The 20,698-nt window shown below is 47.8% G+C and carries 20 protein-coding genes; 13 read left to right on the plus strand and 7 right to left on the minus strand.

Going from position 1 to position 20,698, the window contains the following annotated elements:
* The first annotated feature begins 20 nt into the window (after window positions 1–20).
* A complete protein-coding gene (gene htpX, locus OM95_RS04030) occupies window positions 21–917 on the plus strand; it encodes a protease HtpX (RefSeq protein WP_041870585.1) in 897 nt (298 codons plus the stop codon).
* A 91-nt stretch (window positions 918–1,008) separates the two neighbouring features.
* A complete protein-coding gene (locus tag OM95_RS04035; protein WP_291515541.1) occupies window positions 1,009–3,219 on the plus strand; it encodes a tetratricopeptide repeat protein in 2,211 nt (736 codons plus the stop codon).
* Between the two features lie 158 nt (window positions 3,220–3,377).
* Here the strand turns inward: OM95_RS04035 and OM95_RS04040 are convergent, their stop codons facing one another.
* Window positions 3,378–3,884, minus strand: coding sequence for a hypothetical protein (locus OM95_RS04040; protein WP_041870695.1), 507 nt, complete (start codon window positions 3,882–3,884; stop codon window positions 3,378–3,380).
* A 194-nt stretch (window positions 3,885–4,078) separates the two neighbouring features.
* On the opposite strand from OM95_RS04040, the gene OM95_RS04045 reads away from it, so the two are divergent.
* On the plus strand, window positions 4,079–5,458 hold the full coding sequence (locus OM95_RS04045) for a S8 family peptidase (RefSeq protein ID WP_041870588.1): 1,380 nt from the start codon (window positions 4,079–4,081) through the stop codon (window positions 5,456–5,458).
* 17 nt (window positions 5,459–5,475) lie between these two features.
* Here the strand turns inward: OM95_RS04045 and OM95_RS04050 are convergent, their stop codons facing one another.
* Complete coding sequence (locus OM95_RS04050) at window positions 5,476–6,336, minus strand: hypothetical protein (RefSeq protein ID WP_291515542.1); 861 nt, start codon at window positions 6,334–6,336, stop codon at window positions 5,476–5,478.
* Between OM95_RS04050 and lnt the strand changes: the two genes are divergently transcribed.
* From lnt to OM95_RS04070, 4 genes are all read left to right on the plus strand, one after another.
* On the plus strand, window positions 6,335–7,945 hold the full coding sequence (gene lnt / locus OM95_RS04055) for an apolipoprotein N-acyltransferase (protein WP_291515543.1): 1,611 nt from the start codon (window positions 6,335–6,337) through the stop codon (window positions 7,943–7,945). The two genes, OM95_RS04050 and lnt, sit on opposite strands and share 2 nt — an antisense overlap.
* Window positions 7,923–10,253: a Smr/MutS family protein gene (locus OM95_RS04060; protein ID WP_041870595.1), complete on the plus strand. Its 2,331-nt coding sequence runs from the start codon at window positions 7,923–7,925 to the stop codon at window positions 10,251–10,253. Before lnt ends, OM95_RS04060 begins: the two co-directional genes overlap by 23 nt.
* A 12-nt stretch (window positions 10,254–10,265) precedes the next feature.
* Window positions 10,266–11,717 (plus strand): lipase maturation factor family protein, encoded by a 1,452-nt coding sequence (locus tag OM95_RS04065; protein WP_041870597.1) that lies wholly within the window; start codon window positions 10,266–10,268, stop codon window positions 11,715–11,717.
* A gap of 166 nt (window positions 11,718–11,883) precedes the next feature.
* A complete protein-coding gene (locus tag OM95_RS04070) occupies window positions 11,884–12,630 on the plus strand; it encodes a hypothetical protein (protein ID WP_041870599.1) in 747 nt (248 codons plus the stop codon).
* A gap of 107 nt (window positions 12,631–12,737) precedes the next feature.
* On the opposite strand, the gene OM95_RS04075 is transcribed toward OM95_RS04070, so the two are convergent.
* On the minus strand, window positions 12,738–13,601 hold the full coding sequence (locus tag OM95_RS04075; RefSeq protein WP_291515544.1) for a PBECR2 nuclease fold domain-containing protein: 864 nt from the start codon (window positions 13,599–13,601) through the stop codon (window positions 12,738–12,740).
* A gap of 163 nt (window positions 13,602–13,764) precedes the next feature.
* Between OM95_RS04075 and OM95_RS04080 the strand changes: the two genes are divergently transcribed.
* The 3 genes from OM95_RS04080 to OM95_RS04090 all read left to right on the plus strand — a co-directional run bounded on the left by OM95_RS04080 (window position 13,765) and on the right by OM95_RS04090 (window position 15,968).
* The gene (locus OM95_RS04080; RefSeq protein ID WP_291515545.1) at window positions 13,765–14,082 is read left to right on the plus strand and encodes a hypothetical protein; all 318 of its coding nucleotides are present in this window, start codon (window positions 13,765–13,767) and stop codon (window positions 14,080–14,082) included.
* Window positions 14,083–14,338: 256 nt separating this feature from the next.
* Window positions 14,339–14,647 carry a hypothetical protein gene (locus tag OM95_RS04085; protein WP_291515546.1) on the plus strand — a complete coding sequence of 103 codons (309 nt, stop codon included), beginning with the start codon at window positions 14,339–14,341 and terminating at the stop codon, window positions 14,645–14,647.
* A gap of 31 nt (window positions 14,648–14,678) precedes the next feature.
* On the plus strand, window positions 14,679–15,968 hold the full coding sequence (locus OM95_RS04090) for a hypothetical protein (protein WP_041870603.1): 1,290 nt from the start codon (window positions 14,679–14,681) through the stop codon (window positions 15,966–15,968).
* On the opposite strand, the gene OM95_RS04095 is transcribed toward OM95_RS04090, so the two are convergent.
* The 3 genes from OM95_RS04095 to OM95_RS04105 form a co-directional block, all read right to left on the minus strand.
* Window positions 15,943–16,221 carry a helix-turn-helix transcriptional regulator gene (locus OM95_RS04095; protein WP_291515547.1) on the minus strand — a complete coding sequence of 93 codons (279 nt, stop codon included), beginning with the start codon at window positions 16,219–16,221 and terminating at the stop codon, window positions 15,943–15,945. The genes OM95_RS04090 and OM95_RS04095 overlap by 26 nt on opposite strands.
* 90 nt (window positions 16,222–16,311) lie before the next feature.
* A complete protein-coding gene (locus OM95_RS04100; RefSeq protein WP_041870605.1) occupies window positions 16,312–16,548 on the minus strand; it encodes a hypothetical protein in 237 nt (78 codons plus the stop codon).
* Window positions 16,549–16,657: 109 nt separating this feature from the next.
* Entirely contained in the window at window positions 16,658–17,299 is a 642-nt protein-coding gene (locus OM95_RS04105; protein ID WP_041870607.1) for a matrixin family metalloprotease, read from the minus strand.
* 464 nt (window positions 17,300–17,763) lie between these two features.
* Here OM95_RS04105 and OM95_RS04110 point away from each other — a divergent pair, with 464 nt between their 5' ends.
* Window positions 17,764–18,762, plus strand: coding sequence for an isocitrate/isopropylmalate family dehydrogenase (locus tag OM95_RS04110; protein ID WP_041870609.1), 999 nt, complete (start codon window positions 17,764–17,766; stop codon window positions 18,760–18,762).
* A gap of 3 nt (window positions 18,763–18,765) precedes the next feature.
* Window positions 18,766–19,491 (plus strand): coenzyme F420-0:L-glutamate ligase, encoded by a 726-nt coding sequence (locus OM95_RS04115; RefSeq protein WP_291515548.1) that lies wholly within the window; start codon window positions 18,766–18,768, stop codon window positions 19,489–19,491.
* 2 nt (window positions 19,492–19,493) lie between these two features.
* On the opposite strand, the gene OM95_RS04120 is transcribed toward OM95_RS04115, so the two are convergent.
* Entirely contained in the window at window positions 19,494–19,880 is a 387-nt protein-coding gene (locus OM95_RS04120; RefSeq protein WP_041870612.1) for a hypothetical protein, read from the minus strand.
* A 285-nt stretch (window positions 19,881–20,165) separates the two neighbouring features.
* Here OM95_RS04120 and OM95_RS04130 point away from each other — a divergent pair, with 285 nt between their 5' ends.
* A complete protein-coding gene (locus OM95_RS04130; RefSeq protein WP_291515549.1) occupies window positions 20,166–20,669 on the plus strand; it encodes a hypothetical protein in 504 nt (167 codons plus the stop codon).
* Window positions 20,670–20,698 lie beyond the last annotated feature (29 nt).

Consider the following 20,698-nt stretch of genomic DNA (forward strand, 5'->3'; position numbering starts at 1 on the left):
TCTAGAAGGAGTGTACTTAAATGGCATTTTTAAAACGTATCGGTTTATTCGTTCTTACAAACGTCCTTGTCATGGTGACGATCGGAATCGTTTGGTCTCTTGTGAGCCGATTCCTTGGTCTTGCAGGTCTTAACTCTTACATCCCATTCTTGATGGCCTTCTGCTTGGTCTGGGGTATGGGCGGCGCCTTCATCTCTTTGCTGATGTCAAAGTGGATGGCGAAGATGTTCCATGGTGTGAAAATCATCGAGCCTAACAACCAAAATCCAGAACTTCGTGCTTTAGTTAATAAAGTGCACGACTTTGCTCGTCGTGCTCAACTTCCAAAAATGCCTGAAGTCGGCATCTATGAATCTGTCGACATCAACGCGTTTGCGACAGGACCCTCCAAATCCAATTCTTTGGTGGCGGTTTCCACGGGTCTTTTGCAACGTATGAATGAAAAAGAGATCGACGGCGTGCTTGCGCACGAAGTGGCCCACATTGCCAACGGAGACATGGTCACAATGACTTTGATCCAAGGTATCGTGAACGCCTTTGCGATGTTCTTCTCTCGTATTTTGGCGAACCTGGTCGCTTCCAATGTCGAAGAACGCTATCGCGAGATCGTTCGCTTTGCGGTGACAATCCTAGGCGACATCGCGTTCACATTGTTGGGCTCAATCGTCGTGAATTACTTCTCTCGCCGTCGTGAGTTCCGTGCCGATGCTGGCGGTGCAAAGTACTCATCTCGCGAAAACATGATTGCGGCCTTACAAAAGTTGCGTTCTGTTTATGACCTTCCCATCCCTCCCGAAGAAGGTCAGACCGCGACTTTGATGATTTCAAACCGCGACAAAGGTGGACTTGCTAAATTGTTCATGACGCATCCTCCTCTTGAAGTTCGTATTCAAGCTCTTCAATCCGGCCGCATCTAAGGCTCTCTCGACCCGACGGCATCTTGTCAAATGACCGGATGTCCTCGTCAGGGTTGTTAAATTCCACAATTCGGCATAACCTAAACGGGTTATGCCGAAAATAATTCTCGCCTTCTCATTCTTTTCCGTCATCCTAGGTTGCGCTACAACTTCACGTTTGGACACGCGTATTGATAAACGCCTCACGCCACCGATTCCTAACTTCATCAGCAAATGGAAAAAAGCTTCTGTTTCTGATTTGGAAAAACTGGAAGTCGGCGCCAAGGAAGATAATATCCGTTGGTGGAAAACCTATACTTTGGCGATGGCGAAGAAGACAGCGGCACCTCAAGAAGCTTGCGAAGGCTTCAAGGCCCTTTCTATTGAACAAGACTTCCCTTTGCACGATCTGGCACTTCTGCGCGCTTACGAAGTTTGCGTTAAGGACACAGCGCTGGCGACACTGCCTAACAGCATCGTTCCGTGGTATCGGGACCTCTTTGTCGATATCAAGTTGAAAGAAGCTCTGGAAACTTCGGATCTTCGCGACGATATGTCGGCCTATGTTGAAAAGGCCCGACTGGACAGCAATAAAAAGAACAAAGAGGACTATTACCTCAAAGCGCTTTTGGCCGCGCAAAAATCCGATGCCAAACAAGACATCGAACAAATTCAGGCGGCGCTCTACAAAAATTCTCCCCGTCTGAATCCCCTGCCTGCAGAAAAAGATCTGAGCAATGTGGCTTCTGACTATCGTTTTCACCGCGATTTCGATCAGGCTTTGAAAACTTACAAGAAAATTCTGTCTTCAGAACAAACCGGTCCCGACGAATACTTCCAAACTTTAAAAAACATCCGTCAGACCTACAAAGTCGCGCAACGGCGCACAGACTACATCAATGCCACGGCAGATTTAGTTAATTGGGCCAAGAAGCAGTTTCAAAAAAACAAGAAAGACCGTCGCGCCATCGCCCGCTATCACGATGCCCAGGTGCTTTTCGCAAAAACTCTTTGGACCGAGGATCAGACATCCCAAGCGGTGAAGGTGTTGAACGAAACCCATCGCTTGCTTCGCGGTATCTATCCCATGGATGAGGTTTACTTTATCCAAGGTCGCATCGATGAGGAAAAAGGCAACTTCGTCAAAGCGCTCGAGTACTTCGAAGCCAGCTATCAACAACCCGTCAGCCTTCCCGGCTTGCGTGATAAAATCGCGTGGTTAAAATCCTGGAACTACTACAAGCTGGAAAAATGGACTGAGGCTAAAAACAGTTTTGAACAAATGCGTGACCTGGTTAAAGATCCCGCCGACAAGTCCCGGGCCCGCTTCTGGTTGGCGCGCTCTTTGGAAAAAATCGGTCAGAACTCTGATGCCGAAAAAGAACTGCAAGGCCTGATCAAAGACGATCCTTTGGGTTATTACGGTGTTCTGGCCGTGCGTGAATTAAAACAAAATTTTGCGCCGTTAAAAGTGGACAACAAGGAACTTGAAGGCCTGAGCCTTCTAGGGGTTTCAGAACTTGATCCGCAAATGCGCCTGACGACTGAGTGGCTTATTTCTGTGGGTGAAAAACCTTTCGCCGAAAAAGTCTTAAACATCGCCGTTGAGGATTTGAAAAAGAAAAAGGTCAGTGCGGAAGAAACCTGGTTGGCTATTTCTTCCGGTTATGCGCGAACGGGCCTGTATTTACCGCTGTTTTCAGCGATTGGAGCGTTGGATCCGGCCGTGAAGGATCGTCTTCTTAACGACCATCCGGACCTGTTGTTCCCCCAACCGTTTGCAGAAATCATTGCGCAGGCGGCGAATAAAAGTGGCACTCCACAAGAATTTATCTATGCCATTATCCGCCAAGAATCTGCTTTCAATCCGGAGGCCCGCAGTTCCGTGGATGCCTTTGGTTTGATGCAGCTTTTACCCAGCGTCGCCAAACAATTGGCGAAAAGAAATTCACTGGAATATGCAGAGGCGAACGACTTGTTTAAACCGGAAATCAACATTCCGCTAGGCGCTTTTGAGTTGCAGTCACTGATGAAAAAATATGATGACCAATTTATTCTGGCCGTATCAGGCTACAACGCCAATGACAGTGCCATTCGGGGTTGGCTGAAAACGCGTTTCCGCGAGGACTCGGTCGAATTTATCGAAGAGGTTCCTTACGAAGAAACCCGCGCTTACATCAAGTTGGTGATGAGGAATTACATCTTCTATCAAAGACTTCTGAATACGACTTCAGGCACTCCCTTCCCCGAGGCTCTTCTTTCTTTAAAGACCAATAAAAAGAAAGACATTGTAAAAGAAGAAAGCATCAGTCAGCAGCTTTAACAATAAAAAATCCCGAGTGTTAAACTCGGGACAGCCCGGCGGTGGCTGAGACAGGAGGCCGTGCTGAACGGAGCACCGATAAAGTATTTCCTCCGCACTAAATCCCCCGCGCTACAACCAGACTCCTGGATCAGTTTCTATTTTTATTTGATCTAAAACTAACGATTGCAAAAGGAATCATCGACAAAACTTGTCGGCGTTGTGGCTTCATACTCTGGATAAGTGACGTCATTCACATTGGTCATATCCACCTCGTCAGAGTCCGCCGTATAAACGACTTTCAAAGTATCCGACGTCAACTCTTTCAACTCATAACGTTTCTCTAGCGGTGTCCCTAAAGCTCCGCCGTTGACATGGGTTACAGTCAGAACAAGTTCATTGCCAACCTCACTTGTCGGCGCGGTCACCGGCACCGTCCAAGACCCCGTCAACAGGCACTTCTTGCCACTGCTCGGTGCGGACCACTCGGCTTCAGATTGCGTGAAAGTCCCGTCGGCCTTTAGCTCCATCTGAACATAGTTGAAGTGGCCTGCCGATTCGCTACTTTCCGTCTGCAAATGATAAGTGCTGTCTTCACTGAGACTGCCCAAATCCAATTCACCCGAGCCCACTTTTTGACTGCACCCTGCGAAAACCAACAAAGAAATGAGAATAGACTTTTTCATATTCACCTCTTCGGCATCACGCTTTCTGTCTTTAATCTGAGAGGACTTCTCAGCAACTCGGGTCACTCTTGCCGCTAAGTCCTTGTCGTCACTTCATTATCGGCATTCCCGTCTTAAATTGATACAGGACCAAGGTTCCCTTATGCCCCGCTAGGAAAACTCCGATAAGTTTTAGTCTAGAAAGGGGAACATTCATGTTTTCTCGCAAAGTGTGGATTGCAGCATGTTGTGTCGGTTTATTGTTCTTTGGTGGATTGGGTTTCTACCTTTATTCACTTGAAGAAAACGCCCCTTCCCGCACCCAAAGTTCCAGCAAAAAAGACGGCGATCGTCTTTTCGAAAACTCATTCATTACATCCAAAACGGACAAGGTCGAAGACGAGCCCAGCGCCCTCTTCAATGATCCCGCGATCAGCCAAGCCTGGGGTTTGAAAAAATCCGATGCCGCCCGCGCCTGGTCTGTGACCAAAGGCAGTCGTGATATTGTCGTCGCCGTGATTGATACGGGCATTGATGTGAAGCATGAAGATCTGAAGGGCAATCTTTGGAAGAATCCGGGTGAAACTGGCGTGGATTCCAAAGGCCGCGACAAAGCCACCAATGGCATCGATGACGACGGCAACGGCTTCGTTGATGACGTTTACGGATGGAATTTCGTCTCTAACAATAACAAGCTTGATGACAATCACGGTCACGGTACGCACATCGCAGGTATCATCGGGGCCGAAGCTGGAAATAATAAAGGCATCACCGGGATCTCCCCGGAAGTCAGTTTGATGATTCTGAAGTATTACGATCCGAAAGTCCCAGGCACAGACAACTTAAAAAACACAGTGGCTTCTATTCGCTATGCCGTCAAAATGGGCGCCCATATCATCAACTATTCAGGTGGGGGCACCGAGTTTTCTCAAGAGGAATACGATGCCGTTGCTGAAGCGGAAAAAAAGGGAATTCTTTTTGTCGCGGCGGCGGGGAATGAACGCTCCAACTCAGACCAGTTTCACTACTACCCCGCGGACTACAAATTGAAAAACATTATTTCCGTCACCGCGATTGACCCATCAACCCAGGTCTTGGCGTCTTCAAACTATGGTGTTGAAACTGTCGATATCGCAGCTCCAGGACAGAACATTCTTTCTTGTCTTCCCGGAAACGCTTACGGCTATATGACGGGAACTTCCCAGGCCACCGCCTTTGTCACGGGAGCTGCTGCTTTGACCATGGCCCACAAACAATCTTTCAAAGCGGAAGATGTGAAAAAGTATATTCTGGCCACGGGCGATGCCCAATCACAACTGGCTTCAAAAACCAGAACATCCCGTCAGTTGAATTTATATAAAGCACTGACGATCTTAGATCAGGGAGTTTCGGCCACGGGCGTTGTCGCAGTGAACACACAAAACATGAAGCTTTTCACAGCCGACCCGAATGAAAAAAGAAACCGCGATATTGAAGAAGGCATTGATCCCACAGCGAAAGAGATGAGCCAGTTCGGCAGATCTCTGATCGATGCCATCGGCCCGAAAGCCCGTCCATCAAAACTGGGTACCAAACAAGGGACGGAAGGGTTTTAACCCTTCCCGACTCGATATCAATCAACGAAATCGGAAAGAGAGATCTTTCCACGAATCATGATCATCAATCCCGCCGACATAAAAGCCAAGGCTACGCCGACACCGATAAGATTGCGATGGCCAAGATTGATCATTCCCAACAAAATCAAAAAGGCACTCAGACCGAAAGGCCCCCAGTACATGTACTTTTGCCATTTCGGACGCGCTGGGTTCTGAGCTTTTGCCGAAGAGACCGGCTTTTGCGCAAGACCAACCATCATCAAACTGTTGATTCGCGCAATCATCGCATCACATTGGGGATCCCCGCCCTGAGCCGCCTTCAGCTCTTCATACTTCAACGTAGCAAAGCGAAGCGCATCCAGCTCATGACAGGCGCGAATAAATTCATCATGCAATTCGGCGTTTTCAAAATTTTCAACCAGGTTCTTCCACTTGCGCACCAAGCTGGGCTGAGCTTTCAGACTTGGGTCTTTAGGCAGGCCCTCTAAGCGTTCAAAAAGAACATGACATGAATAACACTCTTTTGCGCGACGCCCGTTTAAGGCCCCGCACTTCGGGCAGGACTTCATTTCCTGCGAGCCGGGCTCGACAGAAAAAGACTCCTGATGCTGAGCGGCACTAGCGGCCACTCTTTCCTCTGCCAGCGATGCCTCGGGAGCCGACGTCGTCACTGCAAAACACAGGACATTGTTAACGTCCGATGGCGGATATTCGAAACTGAATCGCGTCTCGCAAGAAATGCACTGAAAAAGTGGCGTTTCCGAATGAATATCGTCACTCGAAACTTCGTAAAGTTTCGCGCAAGAGGGACATCGGATTTTCAATTTCGTTGATAAATTCACAGTGGACTCACTCACTCTTTGTGTTACTAATACCATGATGAAGAGAACGATTCAATTTTTCAAGCAGAAAGCCTATGAATTTCGTTGGGCGATTCTGTCGGGCATTCTTGTCGGCACAAGCTACATTCCCTTTCCCCCGTGGGCTTTGATCTTTTGTTACACTCCGCTTTGGCTTTATGCGACCGAAGATAGCAAGTCGGTGAAGAACTCCTTCTGGGCAGCGTGGGTGACTCAATTCCTATTGAGCCTCATCGGGTTTCACTGGATCGCCTACACCGCCCATGAATTCGGGCAAATTCCTTGGTCACTTTCTGTCGTGGCCCTGCTACTTTTTTGTGCGTTCATGCATCTCTACATTCCAGTCGCGGTTGCCGCAGGGACTTGGCTTCGCCTGAAGTTCAAACTGAACGCCGGTCCCAGCCTTTTTATCATCGCTATTTTGCAGTCCTTGCTAGAGCGAGTCTGGCCGGTCATTTTTGACTGGAATCTGGGTTATACGTTTTTCTGGGCGAAAATTCCCACTTATCAACTGGCTGACATCGTGGGTTTTTTGGGACTTTCCTCGATCGTTCTGCTTTTCAATGCCTGGGTGGGATACATCTGGCTTAAGCAGAATTTTGTCAAAAAGGCGCTGACCCAATTAAGTTTTCTTACTTTATCCTTTGCGGCATTGGTAGGTATCGGTCACTTCCATGGAAAAGAATGGAATCGCTTTGACCGAGAAATCAAAGCCACCATCGTGCAGGCCAACATCGGCAATCTGGAAAAAGTCTATGCCGAGCAAGGCAAGGGCTATCAGGAAGCCATCACGAATAAGTTTGTCAGTCTGACAGCGGAAGCTCATCAACGCTTTCCCGGCACCGACATCTTTGTTTGGCCCGAGACGGCATTCCCTGACTACCTGGATCAACATCTTCTGGGACGAAAGCACACGGAAATTCTGAAACAAGGCCTTATGCAGTTCGGAAAACCCCTGATCACAGGGGCCTACTCCAAAGACGAAAAAACCGACGAGAAAGTAGATACGTCCACTTTCAACGGTCTTTTTATTGTCGATGCCCAAACCAATAATTTGGATAAACCCTATCGCAAAACAGAGCTGCTGGCCTTTGGCGAGTACCTTCCGTTCAGCGAGCGCTTCCCGTTTCTATTAAAACTTTTACCTTTCGTTTCCAACTTCGGCCGCGGGAACGGCCCGGAAATCATGACTTGGAACTATCGCCACGAGGCCATTCGCTGGGGAGGTCAAATTTGTTATGAAGGACTTTACCCCGAATTTTCCCGCGGTCTTGCCAAAAAAGGCGCTGACATTCTGGTGAATGTCACGAATGACTCTTGGTTCGGCGATCACGCTGAACCTTATCAACATCTTTACATGACCCTGGCGCGGGGAATTGAAGTCAGACGTCCTTTGGTGCGTTCGACCAATACGGGAATCAGCACGGCGGTTCTTGCCAATGGTGATGTTCTACAAAAATCGCCTCTTCATCAAGAATGGAGTGGGCAGTTCGTGATAAAGTATTTACATAATTCGCCGCTGACTTTCTACACACAATGGGGCCACTGGGACTGGGTTCTTTTACTGCTTGTTCTGGTGACGCTGATTACTCAAGGAGCTCTTCATGCAAGATCTCGTCGTTCTTGATTGGATTGAAATTTTAGAAAAAATTCGCTCGCATGCCACAAGCGAAGCGGGCCGCGAAGCCGTCATGGAAACCAAACCTTTGACGTCTAAAGAACAGGCCTATGCAAGTTTTCAGGAAATTGCTGATGCCACAGAAGTCTTAAATCAAGGCGTGCGCCCTTTTATGCAAAGCCTGGATCTGTATTCGACGTGGATCACCCGCCTGAAAAAACAAGCCGTCTTAAAAACACTTGAGATCAAAGACGTGCGCAGTTTTTGTTTGGAAGCTTTAGCGCTCAAAGAAGCTCTGTCCCCGATTGAAAATGCCTGGGCACGAAAACTGGCGCAAAGCTTGATGAAAGCCGACGAGCCCCTTTCTGCCATCGATCAGATTCTAACCCCGGGCGGGGAAATTCGTGCCGACGCCAGCGAAACTCTTTATCGCCTTTACAAAGAAAAAGAACGCCTGGCTCGCGAAGTCCAAACGACGCTAGATCGCTTGGTCAAAGCTCATCAGATGGAAAACGTTCTGCAGGACAAATACGTGACCACTCGTGACGGCCGCTGGGTGCTGCCGGTTCGCAGTGGTATGCAACATCATCTGCCGGGAGTGATCCATGGTTCTTCTCAGACGAAACAAACCGTCTTTATGGAACCTGAAAGTGTTATCCCGACCAACAATCGGCTGCGTCAGATCGAAGTGGAAATTGAAGATGAAATCGAAAGACTTCTTACCGAGCTGTCCAGATATCTTTCCGCAAAGGCCGGCGAGATTGAAGTGACGCGCGAATTGCTGGAAGAAGCTGACGTGCGTTTTTCGCAGGCGCAGTTTTCGACACTGATCGAAGCGCACCCGATTGAGTTTTCGATCGACTCTCTGGAACTGATCGAAGCACGCCATCCGCTTTTGCAACTGTCCGGCAAAAAAGTGATTTCAAACTCGGTTCTTTTAGAGGGTAAAAAAGGCATCTTGCTGCTATCGGGCCCCAATGCCGGTGGTAAGACGGTTTTGTTGAAATCAATTGGCCTAGCGGCGCAAATGGCTCGCTGTGGTTTGCCTATTTGTGCCAGTGAAACTTCAAAACTTCCGTTCTTCAAAGATATTCTGATTGGCATCGGTGACGCGCAAAGCGTGGATGAAGAACTCAGCACGTTTGCGGCTCACTTAAAAATTCTGAGCAAAGCGGCCGCAATGAAGGGCCGTGAAAATTTAATTCTGATTGACGAAATCTGCGGTTCAACAGATCCCGAGGAAGGCAGCGCCCTGGCCCGAAGCTTTATCGAAAGTTTTTCAACCAATGACGTTTTTGCCGTAATCACCTCTCACTTAGGTCCTTTGAAATCCGGATGGGATGAAGAAAGTCGCGTGCTTAACGGCAGTCTGGAATATGATCCCAAAACGGGTCGCCCGACTTATCAGTTTATCGCGGGCATTCCCGGTGACTCTTTGGCAATCCAAACCGCAAAACGCGTTGGCGTCTCGCAAGCGATTGTCCAGCGAGCCTTGGATGTTCTGGCCCCGGCAACGCGCGCGCGCCTTGAAGGTTTAGAACAGATTGAACAACTTAAATCGGACATCGGCCTTCTTCAGGATCATCTAAAAAAAGAAACCAACAAAGCGCTGGAAATGAAGCGCAAATATGAAGGTTTGTTAGAGCAGTTCAATAAAGACAAGGAAGAGTGGCTGCAAAGAACTTTGAAAAAAGCCGAACGCAAGGTGGAAGAGGCCATTGCCCAAGCCAAGGTCACAGAAACCTTCAAACGCCACACCGCTTTGCAGGAAATTAAATATAAACTTCCGGAAATTGTGAAAGCCAAACCTGTGACCCAGCCTGGAGCACCGGAAAATGCGGAAGAGTTCGCAAAAAAATTCCCCCCAGGTTCTAAAGTCTATGTGCCGACGTTAAGCTCTGATGGTTTAGTGCAAAGTACGCCTAATAACAAGGGTGAAGTTTTAATTCTTTCGGGTTCTGTTCGTTTGCAAATTCACTGGCAGGATTTAAAACCTCCGGGCAAGCCGCAAAATCCGACGTCGCAGTTGGTCCGCCAAAGTTCTTCTTTCACCGTGGCTTTAGCCGATGAAGATCGCACTTTGGATCTGCGCGGAAAAACCGTTGAAGATGCGTTGTCCGAACTGGAAGTGGCTTTGGACAAAGCGGCGACATCGCGCGAAGACCGCCTGAAAGTCATCCATGGACATGGCACGGAAGCTTTGAAAAAAGCCGTACGCACCTATTTGTCACGATCCATTTATGTGAAGAAATGGAAAGCGGGCTCACCGGAAAGCGGCGGCGACGGAATTACCTGGGTTGAAATCGGCGAGGCGTAATCAAAAAAATCTATGCTATTAACAGACTACAACATCTCAAGCTGGATATTTTCTAAGACGTTGAGTCTTTGTTATTTCATAGCCTTTTTATCTTTGCTGCCACAGCTTTTAGGCTTGTACGGACGCCAGGGAATTTTGTCGATCGATCACCTTTTAAATCTTTTGGACAAAGAAATGCGAGCGGAGCGTTTTTATCACGTTCCTTCCGTGTTTTGGTTTTTCTCGTCCGACCTGGCTTTAAAAGCCGTGTGTTTTATAGGAATGACGGCCGCGTCTTTGGCCTTTTTGGGATTCAGTCAAAGCTTTATGCTCTTACTCTGCTTTGTCTGCTATCTTTCCTTCGTCAGTGCAGGCCAATTGTTTTTAAGTTATCAGTGGGACAGCCTGCTTCTTGAATTTGGTTTCCTGGGTTTGTTCTTTGCGCCTTTCACCTGGGAATGGATCCCTTTAGGCACTCATGTTTTACATCCCCTTGTGTATTTCCTGGTTCTTTTCTTGTTATTCAAATTGATGTTCTTGTCAGGCGTCGTGAAGCTCGCCAACAAAGATCCTTACTGGAAAGACCTAACGGCGCTCACCTATCATTTTTGGACGCAACCCCTGCCCACCCCGCTGGCGTACTTCGCTCACAAACTGCCGGTTGGCGTTCAACGTTTTAGCACACTGACAATGTTCTTTATCGAACTCGTCACGCCTTTTTTTATTTTCTATCCAGGCCCCTTGCAAACAGCGGCCGTGATACTTTTGGTGCTTTTGCAGGTGCTGATTCTTTTAACGGGCAACTACGGCTTCTTTAACATCCTGACCATCGGCTTGTGTCTGGGAGTTCTGCCTGACTCCACTTGGGGTTTTAAAATTAATTGGGTTGAAAACACCGCGATATCAACGCCCATAGCTTTGGTGCCTCTGCTGCTGGTAGTCCCTTCGTCTCTTTTTTGGATTGGGAAAAGTTTGGCGGAAAAATCCAAAGCCTGGGACTTCATGCTTCCCTACATGCGTTTCCTTTATCCCTTCCGCATTTCCAATCCGTACGGATTGTTTGCTGTGATGACCCGCGTGCGCCCCGAAATTGTTTTAGAGGGCAGCAATGATGGCGTCCACTGGGAAGCTTATGAGTTCAAACACAAGCCCACCTCATTAAAACGCATGCCGACAGTGGTTGCTCCTCACCAACCGCGGTTGGATTGGCAAATGTGGTTTGCCGCTCTTGAATCCTTCAATGAAAATCTGTGGCTGCAAAATCTTTTGACTCGGATTTTTGAAGGTTCACCCGATGTTCTGATGCTTTTTGCGAAAGATCCTTTCAAAGGCCAACCGCCAAAAGCTCTGCGCTTTCTTCGTTACGAGTATAAGTTTTCAAGCTTCTCTGAACTTCGCAAAGAAGGCGTCTGGTGGAAACGCGAATTAGTCGCTCCCTACGGGTCTGTGTTTCAGCGTGAAGAGTTCATGGACGACGAAAAGTGACGCTCTCTGTGCGGCACTCCCCCAGAAGTTTGACGCTTCACTTTGAGATCGTTTCAGTGTGAGAAGAGACCTTCTTATAAGTAACTGAAATCACAAGAAATTCAGCGTTGTTTCAGAGTGAAATATGGCACCACCGTTGCTTTAGTACTATGGCATAGGGGGCTTTATGAAAAATTCAAAACAACTTCTAACCACGATCCTGACACTGACTGCGACCGCACTTTTAACTGCTTGCGGTTCCTCAAACACGGCAGGATCTTCGGATTTTTCAAGCCGCGTCACTGACACTACGACTTCAACTACCAAGTCTGTTGCTTACTGCAATCAACGCTCTGCCAACGACATCACAGCGAAAGTTAAAGCCTACACGGATTCAAGCAACTATGTGCGCATGGACTATGTGTATGCTCGTTTGACTTCTTTGCCTGCCACTTTCAAAAGCGATTCTTCTTACATCTCGATGTGGAAATGGTTGGCAAATTCCAACGGCAACACGCAGTTGGACAATACACCTTTACAATTCATCATCGTTCACCCCACAACAGGTCAAGCTTTGACGGGTTGGATGACAACAATGCGCTGGTCTGATGTTGCCACCGTGGCTTCCGCTTTGGGCGTCACTGATCCGCAAACTTTCTTCAGCGCCGTAAACATCTTGGTGAATCTGAAAGACACTCAAGGCGAATACGACGTTCTTAAAGTCACAAACTACGACTCTAGCTCTAACAAAGCTTTGAATGCTCTGGACCTTCTTCTTCCCGCTTTCTATGCCAATCCCGCAGACTACGCCTACGAGACCAACGGTTCTGCCCGCGCAGGAGTTCTAAAAACCTTGCATCCCTTCGCTAACTACTTGAACCAAGGTTACTCAACATCTCAGTTCGTCTCGATGGCCAACAACTACTGCTTCTAAAAAGAAGAGCTTGCGAAGGTGATCCCCCTCACCCTCAAAAAGCAAAAAAAGCGTACCCCCAAGGTACGCTTTCTTCATTTTGGAATATCAAATTTTTTAAAACCGAACTAGTGAGCAGACTCTTGAGAGACTTCGTCGGCCTGCAGATTCTCTCCCTGCCGATAACGATCCACCAGCGTGCGATCCGTTGTCGGGAAAGAAAATAGCAACGAATGCACGTTTGAATCTTCGTCCTCTTGAGTGACAGCAATATAGGCAAGATCCTTCACATTTTCGTGATCGGGAAATTCCTTGATAAAGCTGACCAGAACATTCCCATCCAAATCATTCTTACGCCAAATTTCATCGGCGCTTTCGATGGTTTCTTCGCGAAGAGCGGCAAATTCCGGGAATTTATCCTGAGGAATGTCTTTTTCCCCGCGCACCTTCAACATGGCCAAATAAAGCCCCATGGCCAACGGATCACCTTCGCCTAAAGCGTCGCCTTCGATGGCGCCTTCAGCAACAGTCTCGAAATTTTTGTCGTAGGCCATTTCGCCGCGTTGATAGTTTTGCCACAAACGGCTGTCTTTTGTCGGGAAATGGATAAATACAAAGGTCGGATATTCGTCTTCAGATGACACATAGGCCACCGCGACATACTTAAAGGCTTCATCGCCTTGATCAATATTCTTGAGAAAGTGATAAACCGGGAACTCTTCAAAAGTTTTATCGTCCATCCAGACTTCATCAGGTTCATCTAAGGTCGCCTCAAGATAATGCTCTAGGGCAATTTGCTCTTCGTCATTATAATCGTCAGGACTTCGTAAAGATTGATACTCTGTCTCGAGTTTATCGATAGCTGACTGGAAATAGCCGTAAAGATCCGTCTCGGAATCAAAAATAAGTCCCGCCGCTTCATCGACGACGATGTACTCTTTTTCAGAGGCACTGGTGGTTTTTTTCTTCGCACGGGATTTAGTTTTCGCCATATTTTTTCGCATCCTTCACACGTTCTATTATCGGAATATTTGCGATCCCCAACAACTTAAAAAAAAGCAGAATCGACAAGGTCCGTCATAGTCTCATTTTTGGTCTTGCAACGGGAAGATTTATTCCTCACCATCGGAGTTAAGACGTCGCAAGGAGGCGCGCTTGGTCAATATAGAAGAGACAAGTTTGGAAAGAATGGAAGCTCTGCTTTCTCATTCAGCCATGGGTGTTCATGTTCTTTTTGACAACAAAGAGATCGCGGAAGTTCTGAAGGAAGTGAAAGACGACAAAGACTTTTACAGCTTTGATAAGATGAAAAAAGTCCAAGACGTCATGACAGAATTGATCGCAAAAAAAACCTATTTCGAAAAGATGGCCTATCTTCAAGCCTTGGACTCTGAATCCTATCAAATGCTTGTCCGAGCTTACTTCCACATCGTAGAAAACACCGTCCGCGCCAACAACGAACACAAACACTGAAAAGGTACCTGCTTCCCTTTGTGCTAAAAAGGAAGCGGGTGTATACCTGCGCCCTTTTTAGCACAAAGGGAAGCAGGTACCTTTAAAACTTCGACAGTTTTTGTTGAAACGGTCTATGTTGGTAAATTCTGTCGAACTCTTAGAGTTCTAAATCGACATTCTTTGGGAAAAATAATGCAAAGCATTGCTGTGATGCTATTCTGAGGACGAGCGAAGGGTTTTTAAGTTTCCCACCGCAAAGCCGATAGGAGGACTTGTGAAATATCGAGTTTTCTTGTCGGCTTTCTTTTTGTTTTTAAGCCCCAGCTTGTCTCAGGCTGAGTACCGCGTATTTCTTTTAAAGATCTCAAAAGTATCCACGGACCCCGCGAAACCCGCGCCCGACTTCCGTCTGGTGGAAAGCACTTTGGATCCCGCGCAGTACCGCTATTATTACCCCGTGGCTCCTGACGAATACGTCACTTACATCGATACCTGGCGCTGCTATGGCCGAACCGGTGACTTTCAACCTTTGTGTCCCAACCCCAAAGGCCAGATTCCCGCGCCTGAAACGCCTGCGCCTTAATGGAATCGTCTTGATTTGATACACTGTGAGCATGTCTTCTATCGACAGTTCACAGCGCAAAGCCCAGCAAGCCGAATTGAATGACCTTCAAGCGGATTACTCACGCAAAAGAAAACAGGTTATCAAAGAGAACGAAGCGCAACTGGCCGACATCAAAGATCACTACTCTGATAAAAAAGATGCTTTAAGCGAGCAGAATGAAGCCGCCATCAACCACATTCGCAATCGGCAAAAAGATATGGCCGAGGAAGCCGCGCAAGAGCGCGAACGTCTGATGGAAAACTACAACTCGCGCACCCAAAATCTACAAAAAAATTACGACGAGAAATTATCCGACACTCGCCAAAAGCGCCAGGCCGCGGTGGCGGAAGCGCAAAATGATGCTCGTCAAAAAGTCAAAGACATCGAAGACACGGCTCAATCCCGTGTCGAGGACATCCGCACACGAAGCGGCGAAGACATCAGTCGCGCCAAGCAAAAATACAATCAGGACATGAAGCAGATCAATGACTTCAGTGAGAAGCGCTTGGAACGCCAGCGCGAACAGAACGATGCTCTTTTGACCGGCGAAGTGGAGCGCGGAAAATATTCACACGAACGAGTGCGCACCCGCAATGAGAAGGAACTCGCGGAGACCCAACAGCGCGGTGATGAAAAAATCTCGTTTGAAAAGCAGCAGCAGGAAAAGAAGCTGACTCGCCTCAACGAGATGTCCGCGAAACGCTACGACCAGCAACAAAAGCATTGGGCTTCGAAAGAAGAACGCGTCAATCAGCAGTATTCCGAACGCATCATGCATAACAAGAAGGCGAATGAAGAAACCCTGAAGACACAAAATGAACGCTTCCAAAGCCTGTACGCAAAAAATGAAGATGCCCAACGTGAAGCCTTGGACATTCAGACCCAACGCTATGTTCGCGAATTAGGTGAAGCCCGCAAGGATTTCACAAAGGCCGCATCTCGCTATGCCGGAAAAGAAAATGATCCGTTTTACAAAGTAGAGGATCGCGGCAGTCAGCTTCAGGAAAACTCTGATTTCTATATTTTAAAAGCTTACGTCCCCGAGCACGAAAAAGACGCTGTTAAAGTCAGTATTCAAAAGGACAAGGCCACGATCACGGGACAACGTTCCTTTAAAGATAAGATCGAAGACGAAGACAGCGGCAAGACTGTGAGCAGCTCCAACTTTCAGACTTTCAGAGAAGAATTTGTCTTTGATCAACCCGTTATCACGGAAGGCATGACTCGCGAACGCAATGGCGATTGGGTTGTGTTTCAGATTCCTAAAGGCAATTTTAATCGGCTCGACCGGAAGGCTTAGGACCGCCACCCACCAACAGTTGTTCTAAGAAAAATGCAGATAACTGATGCCGCCCGTCCACGGAGGCCTTTTTATAGAGACTCAAAGCTTGTTGACGGGTCGTTGTTTCAGACGTTCCCCGTTGTCCCGCGATTTCGCGAAGACTCATCCCGCGCAAAATGAGAAGACCGATCTCGCTTTCGGCCTTTGTGAATCCCCATTTTTCGAAATGACTTTGAATATAAGTTCGGAATTCTCCGAGATCTTTTCCCATAATGGAAATTAGATCTGGTTATTAGAGGTCTGTCATCTAACACAAGTTCGTAGTGCGTATTTTTTCCACCTTTGGTGGATGAAAGTGCTCTTAAACTTTCATCAAGTAGCGCACTTCGCGCATCAAAAAGGACAGACGTGCCTGAAGATCAGCAAGCATCTCGATATTGGCGTGCAACTGATTCAAAGAATCTTGCTCGACAACGGGTGTGTCTGAGAGCTCATGGTAAGACTTGTGAACCACCGGAGAAGCTTCTTCCAGAGAGCCCAAAAAAGAATCCACTGTCGTTTCCACTTTCGCGTTTTTATCAAGTGTGATCACTCTCATCTTGCTCTCCTTCACCCTGCACGAAGCGCAGAACTCAAAGTCTAGTTACCTTTTTTCGAATCCAACAACTTAAATAATCTTACATAAAGTTTTTACAATGCTGAGCGCCTTAATACTCGCACTGAAGGGCCGATTGATCGACGCCCGCCAAAATCACGCGATCATCACCAGCCGCTAAATACGTGGCCATCACGGAGCCTGAACCATCTTTATGCTTAAGACCTAAAACATGCCCCATCTCGTGTAATACAAGGGCCTCGATATTCACCGGCGCAGAGCCTTGGCGATCCGCCTTCGCCGCACGAGTCAGAGTTTGACCATTCCAATAGAAGCCAAAATCAGCCGCATTCAAGCGGATATCCGCTTCTTTAATCAGGTCCCCAATCCAGTAGACGCTCGTGCGCCCCTGCTCTGAAGCGCGATTGTCCTCCCAAGAAGACATCAGATAGATCACGTTGACGCCATCCTTATGCGGATTGATGGGCCCCGTATAACGAGTCGATGTGACGATATTAAAAAGTTTGCGACCCGCCGTCTTTTCCCAAGTGTCGGCAGCACGAACAATTGCTGGAACCATAGAGTCAGGTATTTGCGCGTGGATGTACATGGTCACTGGCACGTCGCTTTTCCAGGAGACCCGTTCGCCATATACGTTTTGCACGAAGCCGCAGTCCTCTTGTGACTTCGGCGCACAGGCTTGAATCGATATAACTGTAATAAGGACCAATGCGGTCCCAAGCCACTTCAGCATGAGAGCGACCTCCACACTGGTTTCTAATACAAGGACGGGACCAAGCCCTCGGCCTCCCCAAACTCACGTATAAGTACCTAAAATGACGAGCCTTTAGTTGCCTCTGCGAACATTTAGGGCAATTTTAGGTGTCGTTTAAATCGCGATGTCTCGTTCAGGGACAGGCGCTAAAAACACACTTAAATATATGAATTTATTAATTTTTACTGGTGTAAACAAAGCTAACACCCCGTCGCCGCAAAGTGTGGTGCAAAACGGCTCCAAACGACTTGGTCCAGGGCTTGCTTTAGTAAAATAGCAAGTCTCAAAATGAGACTCTCGGGCGCTCTCCCAATCGGGAAATCCTGGCCGCCTCATATCTAATCCCACATCCTACCTTCCTGGTAGGGAGCAAAAAACTCCCCCTGCCAGTCTGCGCGCGGATGTGCTAGAACCAGATGCATTAAATAGAAAGGCTTCTGGCAATGACTAAACTCACAGTGATTCCTGGTGATGGTATCGGCCCTGAGATCATGACTCAGGTGATCCGCGTTCTTAAACATGTTCGAGCTCCATTTGAGTATGAAGAGCATCAAGCTGGTGAAGTGGCTTTGCATACGTTGGGTGATCTTCTTCCGCAAACAACGGTGGATTCCATTAATCAAACGAAGCTGGCCATTAAAGGTCCTACGACGACACCGGTTGGTGGTGGTCACAAATCCATCAACGTGACAATGAGACAGAAGTTTGATCTTTACGCCAACGTTCGCCCCGTACGCTCTTTACCGGGCGTCAACTGCGTCTGCAATGACGTTGACTTGACGATCGTGCGCGAAAATACGGAAGACCTTTATGCTGGTATCGAGCGCATGGTGGACGAAAATACCGCTGAGAGCATCAAACGTATTACACGCAAAGGCTCTGAGCGCATTGCCCGCTACGCTTACGACCTGGCTCAACGCACTGGTAAAAACCGAGTCGCCATTGTTCACAAAGCAAATATCATGAAAATGTCAGACGGTCTTTTCCTGAAGGTCGCGCAGGAAGTGGGCTGGCAGTATCCCAACATCACAACAAAAGATGTGATCGTAGACAACGCCTGCATGCAATTGGTTACCAAGCCACAACAGTTCGATGTGATCGTTACCGAAAATCTTTATGGCGACATCCTAAGTGATCTTTGCGCCGGCTTAGTCGGCGGACTTGGGGTCGTGCCGGGCGCCAACATCGGTGAAAAAGCGGCGATCTTTGAAGCCGTTCACGGATCAGCTCCAGATATCGCGGGCCAGAACAAAGCCAATCCGACAGCCTTGTTACAGTCCGCTGTGATGATGCTTCAACACGTCCACGAAAGTGCGAAGGCAGATGCTATTATGAAGGCGCTGATTGCGGCTCTTTCTGACGTGAACGCGCGTACGGGCGACCTGGGTGGTAAAGGCACGACGGTTTCCTTCACTGACGCTATCATTCAAAAATTAGGATAAGACATGAGCAAAACGCTGAAGGTCTGCCCGATTCAAACTGGCATTTTTCATCCTGGTGATGATCTGGTGGAGTTCATTCTTCGTTCTGTCGATCCGTCCCTGTGGCGGGAGAAAACCATACTGGCGATCACGTCAAAGATCGTCAGTATTGCCGAAAATCGTTTTGAATCTTTAGAAAAGATCGACAAAAAATCACTGATCCGGCGCGAAGCCGATCACGATTTAGGTGAAATCGGCCACGGCGTCAGTCTCACCATCAAACATGGCGTGATGTTACCTGCGGCTGGTATTGATGAATCCAACTCTGAAAACGGCGATTACATTCTATATCCGCTCGATCCCTATGCCTCCACCGAAAAACTGCGCACAGCTTTGCGCCAACGTTTAGGCATTCAGGACTTGGGGATTCTTTTGACAGACTCTCGCACCGGTCCTCTGCGCATGGGTGTCACTGGCGTGGCCTTGGCCGTCGCGGGATTTCATCCTTTGCGCAATATGATCGGCCAGGAAGATATTTTTGGCCGACCTCTTAAAATGACTAAGATCAATCTTGCCGATAGCCTTGCGGCTGCGGCAGTGCTGATGATGGGAGAAGCCAACGAGCGCTGTCCTTTGGCGATTCTCACAGAAACGCCCGTCGACTTTACGGATGCTCCACAGATAAAGGAATGGCAGGTCGACATGCAAGACGACATGTATCTTCCTTTATATAAGCATCTGCTGAAATAAGCCTACTGCAATTCTTTTTGAATTAAAAATGTTACGGCCGCAGCCTTTTGCAAAGCCGAGGCGATTTGTTCTTCATTTTGCGCGGACGCGATCTCTTGCGTCGCCGCATTGATTCGCGCCACCAATTCTGTTTTGTCACCCTGACAGACATTAAGTCGCATGACCGTCAGGCCTAAAAGACCTTGAATATCAAGAAGCGACGTTCGTACGCCTTGCGCAAGTTTGGGTTCGTTCGCAAAGGCCGTCACAAAAGAAACGTTTTGATGGATACGCTGAAGATTGTAGGTGATTCTTTTCTGATCCTGCTCACCACAGGTAACGGTGGCGTGAACATTTTGGGCAGCCAAAATAGCCAGTGCGCACACAAGGTATGTAAATGTTGTTTTCATAAAGACTCCTTTTTGGGGTTGGAATCAGTCTTAATCTTCTTTAAGACAGCGACTGACTTTTTATTTTTTTATTCAGCAAACGCTTTGCCAAAAAATCATTTTTCCCTCGAGAGATTTTTCTTTTCGTCGAACATCACTCGACAGCATGTAAGCATCAGGAACATTCTTCAGATTCTGTTTAACACTCACACACTCGCCGAGATGTCTCTGTTAATTTGTTTCGTTAAGAAGATGGTCTTTGTTTTGCTGTGAGTGATTTCGGAACTTTTAACGAAAGGAAAAAATATGAAACACTTCAGACTCTTTTTTATCGCAGCGACATTCTTACTTAGCTTTAATCAATGGGCCTCGGCGGGCACGCGCATCCATTGCGAAGGCGGTGTGAACTTCGGAGATCTTATCTCTGTCGACATTGAATTTAATGACGAAGGCTTTACAAATCTTCGCGCGGCCCAAAGCATACGGCGTTCATCTGAAAAACTCATCGAACCCATCACGTCAATTCGCTATCTCGGTAGCACCGGCGAAGGCGAACCCTTCACACGAGGAGAAAGAGCTGACTCTGTGATGGTGGAATCAGAAAACCTCACCTATATGTTAAACTTAAAACAGGATTCCAAGCGTCAAGGTTCTAAAGTTATTGTCGTTCGTGCGGCGACAGCTGATTTACGCCGGGTCTTAAAAGGCGCCACCAACTTCTATTGCTGGACAGGTCATTCCTCACCTCAAGAAAATGACCCGACTCCCGACGTTATCAATGCCTTGTTCAAGAAGACCTTGGGAATGTGACCGTCACCCCGTCTTTGCGCGCAGCCCCC

The sequence above is a fragment of the Bdellovibrio sp. ArHS genome, from assembly GCF_000786105.1.
Classification (GTDB): Bacteria; Bdellovibrionota; Bdellovibrionia; order Bdellovibrionales; family Bdellovibrionaceae; genus Bdellovibrio.